General features: G+C 39.0%; 18 protein-coding genes. 17 read left to right on the forward strand and 1 reads right to left on the reverse strand.

Features of this window, described 5'->3' with window-relative positions; translation table 11 throughout:
- The first annotated feature begins 354 nt into the window (after positions 1 to 354).
- The 8 genes from I4V84_RS16310 (at position 355) to I4V84_RS20190 (ending at position 7,526) form a co-directional block, all read left to right on the forward strand.
- The gene (locus I4V84_RS16310) at positions 355 to 1,431 is read left to right on the forward strand and encodes a M42 family peptidase (RefSeq protein ID WP_195992951.1); all 1,077 of its coding nucleotides are present in this window, start codon (positions 355 to 357) and stop codon (positions 1,429 to 1,431) included.
- Between the two features lie 376 nt (positions 1,432 to 1,807).
- Positions 1,808 to 1,981, forward strand: a complete 174-nt coding sequence (locus tag I4V84_RS16315) for a hypothetical protein (RefSeq protein ID WP_173717180.1) — start codon at positions 1,808 to 1,810, stop codon at positions 1,979 to 1,981.
- Positions 1,982 to 2,017: 36 nt separating this feature from the next.
- Complete coding sequence (locus I4V84_RS16320; protein WP_195992953.1) at positions 2,018 to 4,078, forward strand: ATP-binding protein; 2,061 nt, start codon at positions 2,018 to 2,020, stop codon at positions 4,076 to 4,078.
- A gap of 300 nt (positions 4,079 to 4,378) precedes the next feature.
- Positions 4,379 to 5,701, forward strand: a complete 1,323-nt coding sequence (locus tag I4V84_RS16325; RefSeq protein ID WP_195992955.1) for an MATE family efflux transporter — start codon at positions 4,379 to 4,381, stop codon at positions 5,699 to 5,701.
- Positions 5,702 to 5,817: 116 nt separating this feature from the next.
- Positions 5,818 to 6,504, forward strand: a complete 687-nt coding sequence (locus I4V84_RS16330; protein ID WP_195992957.1) for an MBL fold metallo-hydrolase — start codon at positions 5,818 to 5,820, stop codon at positions 6,502 to 6,504.
- Complete coding sequence (locus I4V84_RS16335; protein WP_148463109.1) at positions 6,501 to 6,857, forward strand: VOC family protein; 357 nt, start codon at positions 6,501 to 6,503, stop codon at positions 6,855 to 6,857. The genes I4V84_RS16330 and I4V84_RS16335 overlap by 4 nt, the downstream gene beginning before the upstream one ends.
- Before the next feature lie 55 nt (positions 6,858 to 6,912).
- The gene (locus I4V84_RS16340) at positions 6,913 to 7,371 is read left to right on the forward strand and encodes an Lrp/AsnC family transcriptional regulator (protein WP_195992959.1); all 459 of its coding nucleotides are present in this window, start codon (positions 6,913 to 6,915) and stop codon (positions 7,369 to 7,371) included.
- Positions 7,372 to 7,394: 23 nt separating this feature from the next.
- Entirely contained in the window at positions 7,395 to 7,526 is a 132-nt protein-coding gene (locus tag I4V84_RS20190; RefSeq protein WP_264295735.1) for a hypothetical protein, read from the forward strand.
- A gap of 32 nt (positions 7,527 to 7,558) precedes the next feature.
- Here I4V84_RS20190 and I4V84_RS16345 read toward each other — a convergent pair whose 3' ends face one another.
- Positions 7,559 to 8,701: a GntR family transcriptional regulator gene (locus I4V84_RS16345; RefSeq protein ID WP_195589513.1), complete on the reverse strand. Its 1,143-nt coding sequence runs from the start codon at positions 8,699 to 8,701 to the stop codon at positions 7,559 to 7,561.
- A 292-nt stretch (positions 8,702 to 8,993) separates the two neighbouring features.
- Between I4V84_RS16345 and I4V84_RS16350 the strand changes: the two genes are divergently transcribed.
- The 9 genes from I4V84_RS16350 (at position 8,994) to I4V84_RS16390 (ending at position 19,154) form a co-directional block, all read left to right on the forward strand.
- Positions 8,994 to 10,409: an L-fucose/L-arabinose isomerase family protein gene (locus I4V84_RS16350; RefSeq protein WP_195992961.1), complete on the forward strand. Its 1,416-nt coding sequence runs from the start codon at positions 8,994 to 8,996 to the stop codon at positions 10,407 to 10,409.
- A gap of 47 nt (positions 10,410 to 10,456) precedes the next feature.
- Positions 10,457 to 11,437 (forward strand): ABC transporter permease, encoded by a 981-nt coding sequence (locus I4V84_RS16355; RefSeq protein WP_195992963.1) that lies wholly within the window; start codon positions 10,457 to 10,459, stop codon positions 11,435 to 11,437.
- Positions 11,438 to 11,520: 83 nt separating this feature from the next.
- On the forward strand, positions 11,521 to 12,564 hold the full coding sequence (locus I4V84_RS16360; RefSeq protein WP_195992965.1) for a sugar ABC transporter substrate-binding protein: 1,044 nt from the start codon (positions 11,521 to 11,523) through the stop codon (positions 12,562 to 12,564).
- 72 nt (positions 12,565 to 12,636) lie between these two features.
- Positions 12,637 to 14,148, forward strand: coding sequence for a sugar ABC transporter ATP-binding protein (locus I4V84_RS16365; protein ID WP_195982857.1), 1,512 nt, complete (start codon positions 12,637 to 12,639; stop codon positions 14,146 to 14,148).
- A 15-nt stretch (positions 14,149 to 14,163) separates the two neighbouring features.
- Positions 14,164 to 14,727 carry an L-rhamnose mutarotase gene (locus I4V84_RS16370; protein WP_195589525.1) on the forward strand — a complete coding sequence of 188 codons (564 nt, stop codon included), beginning with the start codon at positions 14,164 to 14,166 and terminating at the stop codon, positions 14,725 to 14,727.
- Positions 14,728 to 14,760: 33 nt separating this feature from the next.
- Entirely contained in the window at positions 14,761 to 15,441 is a 681-nt protein-coding gene (locus I4V84_RS16375) for a D-lyxose/D-mannose family sugar isomerase (RefSeq protein ID WP_195589527.1), read from the forward strand.
- A 246-nt stretch (positions 15,442 to 15,687) separates the two neighbouring features.
- On the forward strand, positions 15,688 to 16,527 hold the full coding sequence (locus I4V84_RS16380) for a transketolase (RefSeq protein ID WP_148463103.1): 840 nt from the start codon (positions 15,688 to 15,690) through the stop codon (positions 16,525 to 16,527).
- Between the two features lie 4 nt (positions 16,528 to 16,531).
- A complete protein-coding gene (locus tag I4V84_RS16385; protein WP_195992967.1) occupies positions 16,532 to 17,473 on the forward strand; it encodes a transketolase family protein in 942 nt (313 codons plus the stop codon).
- 25 nt (positions 17,474 to 17,498) lie between these two features.
- Complete coding sequence (locus I4V84_RS16390) at positions 17,499 to 19,154, forward strand: ribulokinase (RefSeq protein ID WP_195992969.1); 1,656 nt, start codon at positions 17,499 to 17,501, stop codon at positions 19,152 to 19,154.
- Positions 19,155 to 19,768 lie beyond the last annotated feature (614 nt).

Genomic DNA, 19,768 nt, shown 5'->3' on the forward strand with positions numbered 1-19,768 from the left:
CTATAGTATCTGACACAATAGGTTATAAAAAATCTGTAATAATGAGATAATTACACTCAATAACGCCGATACGGGATTATAATAAATCCTACTCGGCGTTATTGATTTTTGCATAGCATTCTTTGCTCTATAAGAAGTTCACGAAATTTACCACATCGAGTTGGATTTGTTGACAATCATATTGGCCTGGAATATACTTGGTTTATCAAGCGCGGCTCGAAAAAATCTTTATTGTCAGAAAAAAGTCAATCCAAAAGGGGAACTGGAGATTATTGACAGTTAAATATAACATATGAAATCATATAAGTAGATGTTGAGCTCAAGAAGCTAAAACTTTCATAAAGAGGTGTCGGAATGGATAAAAAAACAACGTTGGAAATGATTGCAGCAATTTCAAATGCAAACGGTACATCAGGCTTCGAAGATGAAGTGGTTGCAGCGATTCGTCCTTATGCAGAAGGACTCGGAGAAATTACAGAAGATCGCATGCGCAACCTATATATCCGCCGTAAAGAAAATAACGGCAAACGTCCGGTTGTTCAGCTTGATGCACATAGTGATGAGGTTGGCTTTATGGTGCAGGCTATCTGCCCGAACGGAACTCTCCGCATCATTCAGATTGGAGGTTGGGTGAACCACAATATTCCCGCTCATAAAGTCCTGGTTCGCAACCGATTCGGAGAATATATTCCAGGTATTACTGCCAGTAAGCCTCCGCATTTCATGACAGAGCAGGAGCGTAAAGCACCTCTGGATATGAAAGATATCACGGTAGATGTTGGCGCTGTTTCTAAAGAAGAGGCGGTTGAAAAGTTCGGCATTCGTATCGGTGAACCGGTAGTGCCAGATGTGACATTTACATATTCAGAAACCACAGATCTGATGGTGGGCAAGAGCTTTGACTGTCGTTTGGGATGTGCGGCAATTCTTAAGACCATGCATACTCTGGCTGGTCAGGATTTGAATGTGGATATTGTTGGCGCTTGTGCAGCACAGGAAGAAGTTGGTGTACGTGGTGCCACTGTGACAGCACAGGTAATTAAGCCGGATATCGCAATTGTTTTTGAAGGCTGCCCGGCAGATGATACGTGCGTTGAGCAGTATATGGTTCAGACTGCTATTAAGCGTGGCCCGATGCTTCGTCACATTGATTCACGCATGATCACCAATCCACGTTACCAGAGATATGCGCTTGATCTGGCAGAAAAGCTTGGCATCCCGGTTCAGGATGCAGTTCGCAGTGCTGGTTCAACCAATGGTGCAGTTATACATCTGAATGAAAAAGCAGTTCCGGTCATTGTTATTGGTGTTCCGGTTCGCTATGCGCACACACATTACGGGATTTCAGCTTATGCTGATTTTGATAATGCGGTTAAGTTGGCATGCGAAATTCTTAAAAGACTTGACGAAGAGCAGATTATGAGTTTTTAAAAAAATATAATGATGTGCTGAAAGCGACAGGTATAACGGCAACTGCCGGAAAAGGATATGCAAAGAAGCAGCAAAGAAGCGCATCACAGTTATTTAAACTTTTATGTGACAAACGTAACTGTCTGTGATATTATGAAAGTGATATAAGCGGAAATGACTTTTGCAGAAACGAAAGTATCTTCAAATTTTATTTAAAAATATACTTCTTCTAATAGATTAGAAAGAAGTTATATAGATACGGAACGGTATGAGTACAAAGAACATTACCAGCGAACAGTAATGTAGGAGAACAGTTCGAACATATGTATCGGCTGTTCTCCTTTTGTTTTCAGGCATTAATGGGGGAATATTTTCTATATAAGTGTTGGGAGATTTTATGGAAAAGTTTAAGGCAAATGATAATAAGAATGAAGAACATGAGATTAGCTACAGACAATTTAACAAAAAGCTGGAACTTCTGAATCAGATTCTGTCTCTGATATCAGACATTAATCAGGCATCGGATGAGAAAGTGATAGATACCATTCGATTTTATTGCACAGCCCGCTGAAAAACAGTTGGAAGAAAACATAATGAGGAAAATTCAATGAAAATAAATGGTACAGCTGCTAAACATATTAAGAAATATTGTTATATTGTTGGCCTTCTCTCTTTCCTGCTTGCATTTTTTGTGTGTAGCCAGATGATCCGATATCAGGAAAAAGAAAAAAAAGCAGTGGGAACTTATATGGCACAAAGCACGATAAGGAGAGTCAAGGAAAAGCTGGACAATTATATAACGATTTCTGATCTTCTGGGAAATTATATCATTGATGGATCGGATATGGATGAAAACACTTTTTCAGAACTGGAAGAAAAGATTCCCAATGAGGATGGTGTGGTAAAGGCGTTTGAGCTGGCACCGGAAGGGATCATAACCGAAATCTATCCTATGCAGGGAAATTCAGAGGCTCTTGGCCTGGATCTACTGAGGGAACATGAACGGAAAAAAGATGCAGTTCTGGCTAAGGAAACCAGAGAGTATACACTTGGTGGTCCCTATCAGTTAAAGCAGGGAGGATCCGGAGCTTTACTTTTTAAACCGGTTTATCAAAACGATGATTCTGGAAAGAGTAGTTTCTGGGGATTTGTACTCCAGGTAATCGACTGGGATTGTTTCATGAGTGACATAAATCTGAAATCTTTAAGTGAGGCGGATTTCAGCTATAAGATCTGGTCTTATGACAGAAGCAGTGAGGATAAGAATATTCTTGCCCAGAGTCAAGAGGATATGCCGGAAGACTGCCTGACGATAGAATGTGAAATCCCGAATAACACATGGTATTTTGATATTGCGCCTTCGAATGGGTGGATTCCGGTTTCATACTGGCTCCTCGCTATTGCCGCTTCTTATATATTTTCATTATTGGTCGCTACAATTTATTATCAGATATCCAGCAAAAAGCACAGAGAAAAACAATATGCTGCTGATCTTAAGAAAGCGGCGGAGCTGGCGAAAAGTGCAAATGAAGCAAAAACGCGATTTCTGTTTAATATGAGCCATGATATACGGACGCCGATGAATGCGATTATAGGTTTTTCCGGATTACTGGAAAAGAATCTTCAGAACGAGGAAAAAGCAAAGGAATATCTGGGAAAAATCTGTTCTTCCGGAAATTTGCTGATGACGATTATTAACCAGATCCTGGAGATAGCCCGTATTGAAAGCGGTACTATAGCGCTGCAGTTGAAAGCTGAGGATATAAACGCAGTGTTTCATACGGTAAACACAGTATTTGAGGAAGATATAAGGAAGAAGAACCTGCAGTATTCGGCAGATTTGGATGTATATCATACGTTTATCTTTTGTGACAGAGTGAAGCTTCAGGAGATAATGCTGAATATTATCAGCAATGCAATAAAGTATACATCCGATGGGCATGCGGTCCATGTAAAGATATATGAGAAAGATTCAGAGAATCCCCGGAAAGCCCGGTTTATTTTTACTTGTGAAGATACAGGCATTGGCATGAGTGAGGAATATCTTCCACATATCTTTGAGGAATTTTCCAGAGAACATACAACCACAGAGAACAAGGTCGCTGGTACAGGACTGGGCCTTCCTATTGTAAAATCCATGATTGAGCTGATGGGCGGAAGCATCCAGGTAGAAAGCACGCAAGGTGTCGGGACAAAATTCACGGTAGATATTTCTTTTGATATGGCATCAGAAGCGGATGTATATAGGGATCAGATATCTGAACAGCCAGATGTATTAGAAAAGCTGGAAGGAAAACGTATTCTTCTTGCAGAGGATAATGATCTGAATGCAGAGATCGCGATAGAACTGCTTGCGGAACAAAAGATCATTACAGACCGTGCGGAAGATGGAGCAGAGTGTCTGGATAAGCTGGAGAAAGCAGATTCCGGATATTATGATATGATTCTTATGGACATTCAGATGCCGGTGATGGATGGATATGATGCTGCAGCCAGGATACGCAGAATGAAAGATGAGAAGAAAGCCTCCATCCCCATTATTGCAATGACAGCAAACGCCTTCGCAGAGGACAGACAGAAGGCGATATCCATGGGAATGAATGATCATGTGGCAAAACCAATTGATATGAATGTACTTTTACCGGTGATAGCAAAATATATAAGGTGAAATATCGGTGTTACTGTTCACTGGTAACGTTCCGCGAGGTGTTTTTTGTGAACAAGGTTCACAGAAAACCCGAGAATCTCAGCGCGAAATCATGCGAATGCATGATTTCTGTGCATCGCGAAGTGAGTTACTGGTCACGGAGTGACCAGTAACTCAGAGTAAACGGCGACTTGACTTATTAGTTGCAACCACATATAATTGCTTCGGAACGTAACTTAAAACTTACATTTCGAATAAACAAATAAATTCTTATGAAGGGAAGAATAAATGAAATTATGAAACCTGTGGAGGCATATGATAATGTCAAAAGATGAGTATTTAATCACAGATGCGCCGCTTAAAGCGCTGACAGTTTTCGCAATGCCGATGATTCTCGGCAGCTTTTTTCAGCAGATATACAATATGGCTGACTCTATTATCGTCGGTCAGTTTGTGGGTTCCTCTGCACTTGCAGCTGTCGGTGCCTGTGCGGCGCTGACTAATGTTTTCATTTGTGTGGCACTGGGTGCCGGTGTGGGTGCCGGTGTGCTCGTGAGTCGTTATTTCGGTGCCAGGGAGTATGGAAAAATGAAAACCATTGTGTCAACGTCCTTGCTTAGCTTTTTAATTCTAAGCATAGTCCTTGGGATTTTTGGCTTTTGCTTCTCCCGTTGGATGATGGGCACGTTACAAACCCCTGCCGATATACTGGACGATGCAGTGCTGTATTTGCGAGTCTATTTCGTGGGTTTTCCTTTTTTGTTTATGTACAACATTCTTTCTACGATGTTTACTTCCATAGGCGAATCAAAAATTCCACTGGGACTTCTGATATTTTCGTCAGTCTTAAATATTTTTATGGATCTTTGGATGGTGGCTGGTCTTGATCTCGGCGTGTTCGGTGCGGCGCTTGCAACCTTAATTGCACAAGGAATTTCCGCCGTGTTTTCGCTTCTGATTTTCTTATATCGGATGCGACGATATAAGAGCTCTTTTCAACGATTTGACTGGCGGGAGCTGCATTCCATGCTTCAGATTGCGGTTCCATCAGTTCTCCAGCAGTCTACAGTGTCTATCGGCATGATGATCGTACAGGCTGTTGTAAATCCCTTCGGCACACAGGCGCTTGCGGGATATGCGGCGACGATGCGGGTTGAGAATGTTTTTTCCCTGATTTTTGTATCCATCGGCAATGCAGTTTCGCCATATGTTTCACAGAATCTCGGCGCAAACAAACCCCAGCGTATCAAAAAAGGCTACCAGGCTGCATTGGTGCTGGATGTGTGCTTTGCAGCCATTGCTTTCATCGTTATTGAAACGCTGCATACGCAAATTTCCTCGTTGTTTCTTGGTAAAGACGGAACCGCTCTGGCCTATCAGGTATCCGGGGATTATATGAGATGGCTTGGTTATTTCTTCATTTTTATGGGAATCAAAATGGCAACGGATGGAGTCCTTCGTGGTCTGGGAATCATGCGCCCGTTCCTCATTGCAAATATGGTGAATTTGGCGATTCGCCTGTCTGTTGCTTTGATTTTTGCACCGCGTTTTGGCATTGAATTCGTCTGGATTGCTGTACCAGCAGGTTGGTTTGCGAACTTTTTAATATCCTATGTGGCGCTCAGGAGATCATCAAGTCTATAGTATCTGGCTGTATTTTGCAGAAAGTTTTTTTTAAACATGCTATAGAAAAATGTTTTTCATTGGACGTGCTGCTTCAGAAATAGCTGAAAGAGAACGCGGGAAATGAAGGAGGTATCATGAAAATTACTTACATTAATCACAGTGGATTTTTAATTGAGACCAGAGACTGCTACTATATTTTTGATTATTACAAGGGTGAATTGCCGCATCTTGACAAGGAAAAAGAAGTAATCGTCTTTTGCAGTCATTTCCACGAGGATCATTTTAACCCACAAATCTTTGGGATTCTTGAAGATATGGGGATGACTTATCAGGCAGTCCTGGCGAATGATATACGAAAAAGGAATCATTTATCGGATCTGAAGATCACATATGTTTATCATGATCAGACTTATAATCTGGATAATGATACCAAAGTTGATACCTTGCTGTCTAACGATAGTGGTGTCGCATTTATTGTCAAAACAAAGGAAGGCACCATTTATCATGCCGGCGACTTAAACGACTGGTACTGGGATGGTGAGCTGAAAGCTGACAACCAGAGACTTACTTCTGCATATCGTGCAGAGATCAGGAAAATTAAGGGTATGCATTTTGATGCTGCATTTGTTCCCTTAGATCCGAGGCAGGGAGATCACTATGCCGACGGGATCCTGTATTTCCTTAAAAATGTAGATTGCAATGTCATTTTTCCAATGCATTACTGGAATGATGCCAGTGTAATTAAGCGGTTTATTACGGAATATCCGCAATATAAGTCACGCATTAAAAACACAGAATGTACAAAAGGAGAAGAAGTATGAAATTTAAGATGATTCACGAAAACTACAATGTGTCAGACCTGGACCGATCTATTAAATTTTACAATGAGGCCCTTGATCTGCACGAGGTGAGAAGAAAGACTACCGATGATTTTATCATCGTGTATCTGAGCAACGATGTAAGTGATTTTGAGCTGGAACTTACCTGGCTTAAGGATCATCCACAGCCATATAATCTGGGTGAATGCGAATTCCATCTGGCATTTCAGGCGGAGGATTACGAGGCTGCGCACAAGAAGCACAAAGAGATGGGGTGCATTTGCTTCGAAAATGAAGCAATGGGAATTTATTTCATCGTAGATCCAGATGGCTACTGGCTTGAGATTGTGCCGTAAAGCTGGTTGGGAAATCGAATAAAGCTGACGGATATTATTTTACAGGAGGGCACTTATGTACCTGGATAATTTAGATGAACTGGATCAGAAGATTATCCAGTTACTTATAGAAAATGCACGTATCTCCTACTCGGATATCGGTGAAGAAACCGGCATTTCCAGAGTGGCAGTAAAATCCCGGATTCAGGCTATGGAGAAAAAGGGGATAATTGAAGAATATACAACAATAATAAATCCTCAAAAAATCAGTGGTGCTGTATCCAGTTATTTTGAAATTGAAATAAAACCAGATCATTTGTCACAGGTGACGGATATCTTATACAAAGATGATACAGTCACACAGATTTACCGTGTCACAGGAAGAGACAAATTGCATGTACATGCTGTTGCTTCATCAAGTGATGAAATGGAGCACTTCCTGCACAACGTCATTGATACACTGCCCGGCATTATCAGCTGTAGCTGCAATACGATCTTATCACGGATTAAAGATATTAAAGGGTTACGGCTGTAGAGGTCAAATTGAGGTGGAGCATTATGGCTCCTTTTGAGGAGAAGGAGAAAAATTTTATTGTTATTATTTACAATTACAGTGTAGGTAAAATAAAAGGCAATGAACCAGAAATGGTTCATTGCCTTTTGTGCGGTATGGGTTATTTTAACTTTTAAAATATAATTTTGAAATTTTAAAACGAAAGATGTTATAAAAAATCAGAGTTTATTGTTCCGTTTAAAATTGTAAGTTCTTGTTCTTTGGAAACTGGAAAAATAATTTGCGGATGTCCGGAAGGAATAGATGTAGGAGCTTCAATATATTGAAGCAATAAATTTGCAGCCATTTCTCCAAGCTTCTCTTTCGGGTGGTTAATACTAGGAACTCGGGTTGAATCATACAATTTGGTTACATTGGAATTATCAAAGCTTATAACAGTTAAATCTTCTGGAACAGAAATGTTTTTTGAAGCAAGATAAGGAACTACATGACAAGCAATATGATCATTATAGCAAATCAGCGCACTACATTGTATTGAAATGTCATCAATAAATAAATCAATATTTTTAAATTGTCGTTTAGACTCTTCTTTTTGTCCTGATAAACCGTACCAAGAAATAAAATCTTCTTGGATTGGAATATTAAAATCTTTTAATGCTTTGATATATCCAAGATAACGATTTAATCCTTGCGTTTCATCAAAGCGAAATAATCCAGCTATTTTCGTGTGTCCTTTTTGAATTAAGCGTTTAGTCATCAAATAAGATGCTTTTTCATCATCCCACATAACACTAGGAGCATCTACGTTGCATAGGCGGTTATTAATAAACACAAAAGGAATGTGGTGTAATCTTAATTGTTCATATAAATCTGTATATGGAGATGGAAGGCTGCTTTTTACGCTTTCGATAATTAATCCTGAAACCTTACTATTAAGCATTTTCTTTAAAAAAAGTGATTCGTTTTCAAGGCGATTATGACTTTGTTCTAAAAGCAAACTATACCCTTTTGGATAAAAAACTGTTTCAAAGCCAGTGAGGATTTTAGAACTAATGTAATTGCCAACATTGGTAAAAAGAATGCCAATTATTTTTTCTTTTTGAAATACTTCTACTTCTTTTGCAACGAAACTTCCGCTTCCTTTGGATCTGGAAATGAGGCCATCTGTTTCCAATTCTTGAAAGGCGTTTCGTACTGTTTGTCTACTTATTTGAAATTGATTACATAGTTCAGATTCAGACGGTAACTTTTCCATGTATTTAAATGTACCATTATAAATTTGGTCGGTAATCCACTTATAGAGAATTTTGTATTTAGGCAGTTTGCCGTATTCTGTTTGTGTCTTATTCATGAGAAATGCTCCTTTATGAGAATAAATGCCTTACGTTTACTATAGCAATTAATTGGAAAAAAAGCAAGTAAAAATACATAAAAAAATACATGTTGAATCAAAAAAAGACAACAAAAAGAACAGAAATATTTTGTTGAAATCTACAAAAATAGAAAAAAAGACCAAAATGTATTTACAATCATGATAATATGTGGTATAAAAAATACAAGAAAACCACAAAGAGTGAGTTTAAAAATACAAATTAAAAACATGAAAGGATATTTAAAAAAGAACACAAAAGGAAGGTGAAAGTGTGAAAATAGGGTATATTCCAACTCGAAGAAATAATTTCAGCGTGGAAGCTGCACTGTTTTATAAAAAAAAGATAAGACAAATTATAGAAGTAATCTCTCCGGAAATTGTAGATTTGGAAGATATTAATTCTGAAGGTTTACTATGGAAACAAGCAGATGTCCCTAAAGTGATAGAAAAAATGCGCCGGGAACAAGTAGATGCGTTGTTTTTTCCACATTGTAACTTCGGAAGTGAAGGTGTTGTTGGCCAAGTAGCAGCTGCTTTGAATGTTCCGGTATTGTTATATGGACCGCGCGATGATGCACCGGCGTTGGATGGAATGAGGGATCGAGATTCACAGTGTGGGTTGTTCGCGACAGGTAAGGTTTTGCGACATCATAATGTAACGTTTACATATATTACAAATGTTGCGCCAGATGACAGGGTTTTTATATCAGGATATGAAAAGTTTTTAAGAGTGGTACAAGTAGTAAAAACAGTAAGAAACATCCGCATTCTTCAGATTGGTCCAAGACCAACAGATTTTCTTAGCGTAATGGCTAACGAGGCTGAACTAATGGAATTGTTTGGAGTAGAAGTTTACCCATTGACTCTTTCAGAATTGAAATCAGAGATGGAGAGATGCTGGACAGAGGAGAGAAAAAATGTAGAAGATGTGTGCACTTGGATTGAGAAGAATTATCAAGGAGTAGGAGCCAAAGAGGAAGTGCCGCGTAGGACATTTGCGAAGATGAAAGTTGCAATTCAAAATTTGGCAAAAAAATTTCAGTGTAACTGTGCTTGTATCCAGTGTTGGAGTGCAATGCAGGATGAATTAGATATTTTTCCCTGTGCAGTTAATTCAATGCTAGCTGACGAAGGATTTCCAGTAGCATGTGAAACAGATATATGCGGTGCAATTTCTGCTCTTTTAATTCAAGCAGCAACAGGAAATAAGAAAGTACATTTTTTAGCTGATGTAACTATACGTCATCCAGAAAAGGAGAATACAGAGCTTTTATGGCATTGTGGTGCTTTCCCATCAAAATTTGCAAAACATAGAGAATACTGCAGAATTGACACTGCATGGGATGGAAAAAGTCAGTGTGGAAATTGTAGTTGGGAACTTGAAAACGGCGATATTACGCTTTGCAGATTTGATGGAGATCATGGTAGGTATTCTTTGTTTCTTGGAGAAGGAAAAGGAATTAATGGTCCAATGACGAAGGGAACATATGTTTGGTTTGAGACTGAAAATTGGCCAAAATGGGAGCATAAGCTTGTGCAGGGCCCATACATTCATCATGTGGCCGGAACTTATGGAAAAGTTGCAGATGTTTTATTAGAGGCATGTAGATATATTAAAAATTTAACACCAGACCCTGCAACTCCGTCAAGGGAACAGTTAGAGGAAAGATATAGAATGGGGCTTTAAAAAAGCTATATTAAAAAAGTATATTGAGCAAATAGGAGAGAGATATTATGAGTCAGAAGAAAACGGGTGGAAAAACATCACTTTGGAAGCGATTCTTTTTACAGAGTTATTCGAGTGCAATTGTGGCAATAATTTTATTAATATTTATTTTTTCTGTCTTTACAGATGCATTTTTAACCCCATTTAATCTTTTTAACTTATCAAGAACCGCTGCTGTTTATGCTTTTATAGGTGCTTCCCAGTTGATTTTGATGGTAATTGGAGACATGAATCTTGGTATTGGGGCTTGTGGAGCCTTGTCTACGGTTGTAATGGGAACATTGATTACCAAATTTGGGTTGCCAATTCTTCCAGCTGTATTGATGGCAGTTTTAGTATCTGTATTATGTGGTCTTATGATTGGTCTTCTGGTGGTTAAGATGAAACTTAATCCTTGGATCATTACACTGGCAATGTCTTTTGTTTTTAATGGTTTAGCAATTGGATATTCGCATGGGTATTCATATGAAATGCCAGAAACATTGACTTGGATAGGAAGAACCAAGCTAGGGATTTTTTCATTTTTGTTTATCTTGATGGTAGTTATGATAGTAATTTTATATGTAATGTTTCGACATATGAAATATGGAAGAGATATTTTAGCCGTTGGAGGAAATCGAACAGCAGCAAGACTTTCTGGTATTAATGTAGATTGGATTATTATTTCTTGTAATATTCTTTCTTGTGTGTTTGCTTGTTTGGCAGCAATTTTGTGGGCCTCTAGAACTGGAACAGCATCTCCGAATACAGGATCAGATTGGATGATGTATTCTATAGCGGTTTGTGCAATTGGAGGAATTCCACTTTTAGGAGGAAGTTTTACGGCACTTGGATTTTTTTGCGGAGCGTGGATTCTGACGATGGTGCGTAATGGTCTGACAATGTTAAATGTGGATGTTTATTATGAACAGGTTTTTCTTGGAATTATTATTTTGTTTGCTGTTTCTGTGGAATCTATAAGAGCGCGGGTGGCAGAAAGAATGAACTAGGATAAAAATTTGTACTTCGGAGAGGAAAGTACAGATATTTATAAAAAACTATTAAAAAACTATATTATTAGGAGGGTAACTTTATGAAGAAAAAAGCAGTTAGTATTTTATGTATGGTAGCAATGAGTATTGGAAGCTTAGGAACAGAAGTTGTATGTGCAGCAGAGTCTGACTTTGTTCTGGCAAAAGACCCAGAAGATTATAAGCTAACAATTTATTGGCCGGCACCAGATACTTATTTTGAGGAAAATATTCAGCCAGGATATCAGGCTGTGGAAGAAAAATATGGGGTTTCTTTTGATTATGCAATTGGAACAGAATGGACACAGGATATCGAAAATCAAATTGTGGAAGCAAAAGCAGCTGATGGATATGATTTATTTATGATTTACGGTGCAGATACATCCGGAGCAAATGCGCTTTATAAAGAACTTTATGAGGCAGGCGGAAAAGTTGTTAATTATGGAGGAGTAATGGATGATCCTCAGGAATCGGCACTTACTGTTTGCGGTGATGTGTATCAGTATTCTTATGAAGCTACTTGCAAAATGATTGAATCAATTGATGGAGATGCTAAAATTATAAATGTTTTGGAGAATCTTGGTGATGTAAACACCTTGGAACGTCAGAAGGGTGTAGAAGCAGCTGTTGCAGAATATGAAGGGGCAGAAATTGTTCAGACGATTGGTGACATTACAACCGAGGATGAAGGATATGAGAAGACATTTAATGCGTTAGCAGCGAATCCGGGGGCAAACGGAATTATTGCAACTGGTGGTACAGCTTCTAGAGGATTAGCGAATGCTTTGAAAGATTACTATGCATCAAACAGCGAAGCAGAACATCTCTTTGCAGTTGCAACAGATCCATCTGAAGAAGTTATGAATGGAATTGAAAATGGAACAATTGATATAGGAGTAGCTCAGAACGGATATGGACAAGGATATATTGGTGCACTTGCATTACTTCATCTTGCTGATGGATGGGAGCCAGTAGAATGGGGCGAACATATAGTGTCTGGTTTTGTGTTAATTACAAAGGATAATATGGATACATATAGTTCAGAAATTGAGCAACTTAGTATTGACATTGCAAATGATTTGGAAACAGTTTATATGAAGAAGTAGTAAGCTGAAAATAGGAAGAATTTCTGCCCTCTGTTACAAATAGAGGGCAGAATAAAACCGGAGGAATAGATTATGCTGGAAATAAAAAATGTTTCAAAATCATTTCCGGGAGTGAAAGCACTAAATAATGTTTCTGTACAATTTCAGAACGGAGAAATTCATGCGCTTCTTGGAGAAAATGGAGCGGGAAAAAGTACACTTATGAAGATCATCTGTGGAATTTACAAAGCAGATGAAGGGAATATCCTGATGGACGGAAATGAACTTCATTTATCAGGATATGGTGATGCTGTTCGCCATGGGATTAGCATGGTACATCAGGAAATTCAGATGATCCCGGAAAGTAGTATCGCTGAAAATATTGTAAATGATAAAATGAGTCAGTTTGCTAAAATGGGTTTTGTAAATTGGAAGAAGATTTATGAGTTTGCGGAGATCTATATGAAAGAAGTAGGTCTTGAGTTTCCTCCGGAAAAGAAGGTGCGATTCTTAAGTGCTGCACATAAGCAATTAATTCAAATTGCAAAAGCATTAAGCGCAGATACAAAAATACTGCTTTTGGATGAACCAACATCTTCTTTAACGAGGCATGAAGCAAATTTGCTTTTTGAACTTGTAAAAAAATTAAGAGATAAGGGATTAGTTATAATTTTTGTGTCTCATAAACTTGAAGAAGTTCAGTTGATTGCGGATAAAGTTACAGTTTTTCGTGATGGAGAATTAGTTGGTACTGGTGAGATTAGTAAAATGGACAATCCTACAATTATAAAAATGATGATAGGAAGAGAGTTTGCATATCAGTATCGGGGAGCTTTAAATGCAGAGAAAAATGAAGTGATATTTGAAGCAAAACATATTTATTCCCACTTGCATGGTTTACAAGATATGAGTTTTCAACTTCGTAGAGGAGAAATTTTGGGGTTTTATGGACTTGTTGGCTCTGGGCGTACTGAGTTAATTCGTACAATCTTAAATATTGATAAAAGAGATGCTGGAGATATTTTTCTTCGAGGAGAAAAAATTGAAATTGATTCTTTTAAAACTGCACTACATAAATACAAAATTGGTTATGTAACAGAGAATAGGAAAGAAGAGGGACTATTTTTGGAACACTCTGTCGTAATGAATATTTGTGTAAATTCATTACAAAAATGTTATTACAAAAGAATTCCTGTTATTAATTTAAAAACAGAAGAAGAGAATGCAGATATTTATGTAAAAAAGCTAAAAATAAAGACACCTGGAATGACAACCCTTGCAGGAAAGCTGTCAGGAGGAAATCAACAGAAAATAAGTATTGCAAAATGGCTTGCTGCAGAGTGTGATATTCTTATTATTGACGAACCAACGGTTGGTGTTGACATTGGAGCGAAGGAATATATTCATGATTTAATCTGGAATCTTGTCACAAAAGAAAACAAGACAGTAATTTTAATTTCTTCGGATATGAATGAGATGATCTCATTAGCAAGAAGAATTTTAATCTTTAAAAATCGAAAAATTGTTTCAGAGTTAAAAGGAGAAGAATTTTTTGCAAGGCCGGGAAGTGAAATTAGTGAGGAAATAGGAAAGTCATTCGTATAAAAAGGAAGTGAAAAAATGAAAAAACTGGCTTTTTATTCAATAGAGAGAAGCAATGAAATATCAGAAAGTTACATAAAAAAATTAGTAGAGAAATTGAGGAAAAATGGTGCAGAACAATGTCGAATCTATGAACAGGAATTGGAAGGAGAAAAATATTTTTTTGGATTTATTGAGACTGAAAAATCGTTTGAATCTGATTGGATGTCAGCAAGGCACGTATATGAATTTGCTCAGCGAGAAGGAGACGATTTCACTAATTTAGAAAAACGTGGAATTATTATTGGAGTAGCTGATGGGAAATTAGAAGAATATGTACGCCTTCATGATGAACAGCCACAGATTATTCATGATTTATGTTATCAGAATGGTTTTAGAAAATCTTCAATTTTTGCATTCCCTACTTTATCAGGTAATTGGTATTTATTGCAATTTGTTGAGTATAAGGGAAAAGAAGATCCGCGCCTATATGAAAACCCGACATATCAAGAGTGGCTGCGTGTTACTGGAGAGTGTCAGAAACCTCTTCCAGGAGAAAAATTTTGGAAAGACATGAAGTTGCTATTTCAGTATAGGAAATAATTAAATAAGAAAAGATTAAATAGGAGGATTGCTATGAAAAGATCACTTGCAAATAGTGCTATTCGTTATGCAGAAGAATTATTAAATCAGTATAACTTTAAACTTCCAGAATTTGGTTATTGGAATTTGAATGAGTGGAGAGCCCATAAAAATGAGATAGATGTAATTAAGAAACTGATGCTTGGGTGGGATCTTACTGATCATGGACTTGGTAGGTTTGACGAAATTGGATGTACCCTTTTTACGATTCGAAATGGTCTTCTTGATCAACCAGATGTGGGGGTTCCGTACGCAGAAAAGTTATTAATTTTTAAAGATGGTCAAAGATTACCGATTCATTATCATGGATTTAAAACTGAGGATATTATTAACCGTGGTGGTGGAGTTATGTTTATTCGTTTGTATAATACGGTAAATGGAAAAGCAGTAGACACGCCTGTTGAGGTTTATATGGACGGAATTAAACACATTTATCAACCAGGAGAAGAAGTACTGATTTATCCTGGAAATAGTATAAGTATTACACCTGGAATTGCGCATACGTTTGGTCCAAAGCCGGGGATGGGTGATTTAATTTGCGGAGAAGTATCAAAAGTTAATGATGATAATATTGATAATTATCACATTGAATTCCAGCCGCAACAGTATCCTGAAATAGAAGAAGATGAACCTATTTTTCGTCCTCTGTGTAATGAGTATGACCGAGTTTTATAAAATTTTATTTTGAAAGTTGATTAGATGCATAAGTTGCCACAATCTGTGAGAAAACAAAGGTTGTGGCTCTTTTATTAAAAGACTAGTCTGTATAAAAAGCTGTATATCTTTTTGTGTAAGAAGTAATTAAGCGTTAAAACAATTTTGTATTGTAAATTATTCAATACTGCCATGTTTGTGTGTTAAAAGAATGAAAACGTAACATGCTAACAATAAGCACAAAAATTCAAAAAGGAGACTAAACAAATGGACAGCAAGAAGAAAAAAGAGTTGGAGTTATGGGCTGCAAAAATTCGTAAAACAGCTTTGCAGACAATCCAGACTGCAGGTTCAGGACATATTGGAGGATCTTTCTCCATCTGTGATATTATGTCAGTACTGTATTTCGACAAAATGAATGTAGATCCGGCAAACCCGGACAAGCCAGACCGTGACAGACTTGTTCTTTCCAAAGGACACTGCTCACCGGCAATGTATGCAACATTAGCTCTCAAGGGATTTTTCCCGGTAGAACATCTTTCTACATTCCGTAAACTGGACAGTGATCTTTCCGGACATGTAGAGATTCATGTGCCAGGTGTTGATATGTCTGCGGGTTCTCTTGGACAGGGACTTTCCACGGCTCTTGGAATGGCTATGTATGCAAAGGCAAATAAGACTGGAAACCGTGTATTCTGTATCATGGGAGATGGTGAAATTCAGGAAGGCCAGGTTTGGGAAGCTGCTATGTGTGCAGGCTTCTATAAAGCTGATAATCTGATCGCATTTGTAGATAATAACAATCTTCAGCTGGATGGCTCTCTGGAAGAAGTTATGTCTCCATACCCGATCGGTGACAAATTCAAAGCATTTGGCTGGAATGTGATCGAAATCGACGGACATGATGTAGAGCAGATCGCAGACGCTGTAGAGCTTGCTTCTGTAGTAACCGGAAAACCTACTGCAATCGTAGCACATACTATTAAAGGCAAAGGCGTTTCCTTATTTGAAAATAATGTTGACTTCCACGGCGGACAGCCAAAACCGGAACAGTGGCCGGCATGTTTTGCTGAATTGGATGCTAGACTTGCGGAACTGGAGGACTGATAAAATGGGAGAGAATATTTCAACAAGAGTAGCATATGGACGTGCATTAGCTGAATTTGGTGCAGATGAGAACATCTATGTATTTGACGCAGACTTAAAGAAATGCACCATGACACTTTATTTTTCAGAGAAATATCCGGAACGTTTTTACAACATCGGTATTGCTGAGGCAAACATGGTAGATGTAGCAGCTGGTTTTGCAACATGTGGAGCAACTGCTCTGGTACATACATTCGCTATTTTTGCAGCAGGCCGTGTTTATGACCAGGTAAGAAACAATGTCTGCTATCCAGGATTAAATGTAAAGGTAGTAGGAAGCCACGCTGGCCTTACAGTTGGTGAGGATGGTGCAACCCATCAGGCTCTTGAGGACATCAGCCTTATGCGTACAATTCCGGGAATGACTGTAATTGTTCCATGTGACGCAAATGAGACTCGTCTTGCAACAAAGGCTATGCTTGATTTCCAGGGGCCATGCTATTTCCGTACAGGGCGTCCGGCAGTTGAGTGTGTAACTGATACAATTGAGAATTACTCATTTGAGATTGGCAAAGGCGTACAGCTGAAAGATGGTAAAAACGTTACAATCATTGCATGTGGCCTTATGGTTCAGGAAGCTCTGAAAGCACAGAAACTTCTGGAGGCTGAGGGAATCAGTGCAAGAGTTATTGATATGCATACAATTAAACCGATTGACCGTGATATCATTCTCAAAGCAGCAGAAGAGACCGGTGCAATTGTTACAGCAGAAGAGCACAATGTGATCGGCGGACTTGGAGCAGCTGTTGCAGAAGTTCTGGTTCAGAACAAGAGTGTTCCGACTGAGTTTGTTGGAGTTCAGGATACATTTGGACATTCCGCTTCTCCGGCAGAACTGCTGAAACATTACGGATTAACCCCTGAGAATATTGCTGAGAAAGCAAAGAAAGCAATTTCCAGAAAATAATTACAGGAAAGAAACGGTTAAGCAAATGGCAGAAAGTTATGTAATTGGAGTTGACTTCGGAAGTGATTCTGTTCGTGCGCTTATTGTAAATACAGAGACTGGGGAAAATGTTGGACAGGGTGTTGCCTGTTATCCACGTTGGAAAGCTGGACTCTATCAGCATCCGGAGTACAGCATTTTCCGCCAGCATCCATTAGATTATCTGGAATCTTTGGAAAAATGCATTACGACAGCACTGGCAGAGCTTACCGAAGAGCAGAAAGATTATGTGATTGGAATTGGAGTGGACACTACTGGTTCCACTCCGGTTCCGGTAGATAAAAATGGAATTCCGCTGGCACTGCTTGATGAGTTTGCAGAGAATGAAAACGCCATGTTTTTCCTCTGGAAGGATCACGCTGCAGCTGCTGAGGCGGACGAGATAAACAAGTTATTCAGGAACAACAGTGAGAATGACTATACCAAATACCAGGGAGATTACAGTGCGGAATGGTACTGGGCAAAAATCCTTTATGCAGTGAGACATGATGAAGCAATCCGCCAGGCAGCTTATACCTGGGAGGAGCATTGTGACTGGATGACTGGTATTCTTTGCGGGGAAACAAGACCGGAGAAAATTTACCACAGTGCGTGTGCAGCTGGTCATAAGGCTTTGTGGCACAGCGAGTGGAATGGTCTGCCGGCAGCTTCTGTTCTGGAACAGCTGGATCCGTATCTGGTACAGGTTCGCGAGCGGTATGGAAATGCACCGCAGCCGTCTACTGTGAAGGTTGGAACTCTTTGTCCGGAATGGGCTAAGAAACTGGGATTAAAAGAGAGTACTGTGATTTCAGGAAGCTCTTTTGATGCTCATGCAGGCGCTGTGGGTGCTGGTATTCAGAAGAAGACTTTTGTATGTACGATGGGAACTTCTTGTGTGGATATGTTCGTGGAGAAGCCGGAGAACCTGAAGGGAAAAGATATTCAGGCGTACTGTGGACAGGCTGAGAATTCCATTTTGCCTGGATACGTAGGCGTGGAGACCGGACAGGCGGCTTTTGGAGATATATTTGCATGGTTTAAGAGGCTGTTGGAGTGGCCGCTGACAGAACTTGCAGCTGATGAGAATTCTGGTATTTCAGATGAACTATACAAAAAAGTCGAAGATCGGATTTTGGTTATGCTGCAGAAGAAGGCGGAAGAACTTCCGGAAGAGCCATTCCCAATTGCACTGGACTGGTTTAATGGACGCCGTTATCCAAATACAGACGATTTCCAGAGATCTGCCATTTCCGGATTATCGCTGGGAATGGATGCGCCGTATCTCTACCGCAGTCTTGTGTTTGGAGCTGTATGTGGTCTGTACCGTCTGATTGAGGGCTTCGAGAAACAGGAAATTGATATTGAAAAGATGATCGCGGTAGGTGGAATTTCTAAGAAATCACCTTATGTTATGCAGATGTTGTCTGACCTAAGCGGACGTGAGATACACATTCTGGACAGTGACCAGACATGTGCACAGGGAGCCGCTATGTATGCTGCTGTGGGAGCTGGAATTTACGAGACATTGGAAGTGGCAGCAGAGCATATGGCTGCGAAATGTATTAAGATTTACAAACCGGATTCTGAGAAGAAAGACTGGTATAAGAAACATTACCAGGAGTATCTGAAACTGGCAGAAGCGGTTAATAAATTAAGTTGAAGATAGAAATTGCTATAAAATTTTGAAAAAACCTCGGAAAATGCAGGCTGGTATTCAGGAAAGGTGAGTACCGCCTGTATTTTTGGCTTCTTTAATAGTGCTGTCGCCGGTTGGCAAGAATAGTGTGAAAGAATAATTGTAATATTGTTTTAATGTTTACGGCAACAAGATATCAGAAAAGATGGTGTAATTAAACTTTGCGAAATGAAGTTTATAGACGAACCCTTTCTCAAACACATTCTAAAAAGAGAATGGAGATCAAAGTGTAACGTACATCTTGCGGAAAGCCTTTTTCAAACAGGCTCTAAGGTAGTCAAAAGTAAAAAAATGTTATATACTTATGCTATGAGAATATGGAAACGGATAAGGACACAGGAGGTAAAAGCCTGGTATGATGGATATTCATTTTCCATGGCGGCGTCGGTGTATAGTCCTCGCTCTGTTGTAAATAGTATGCTCTTTGGAAAAATAGAGAATTACTGGAATCAGACGGAAACATTCGAGGCCTGCAGGTTTATATTGATATGAATTTTGATGGCCTGAAGGATGATGTTTTGAGCATGATTGCAGGGGAAAGGATTCCGGTTAATACGGGAAGCTTTACCAACGATATG

It is taken from the genome of Ruminococcus sp. 1001713B170207_170306_F1 (assembly GCF_015668065.1).
Lineage (GTDB): Bacteria > Bacillota > Clostridia > Lachnospirales > Lachnospiraceae > Blautia_A > Blautia_A faecis.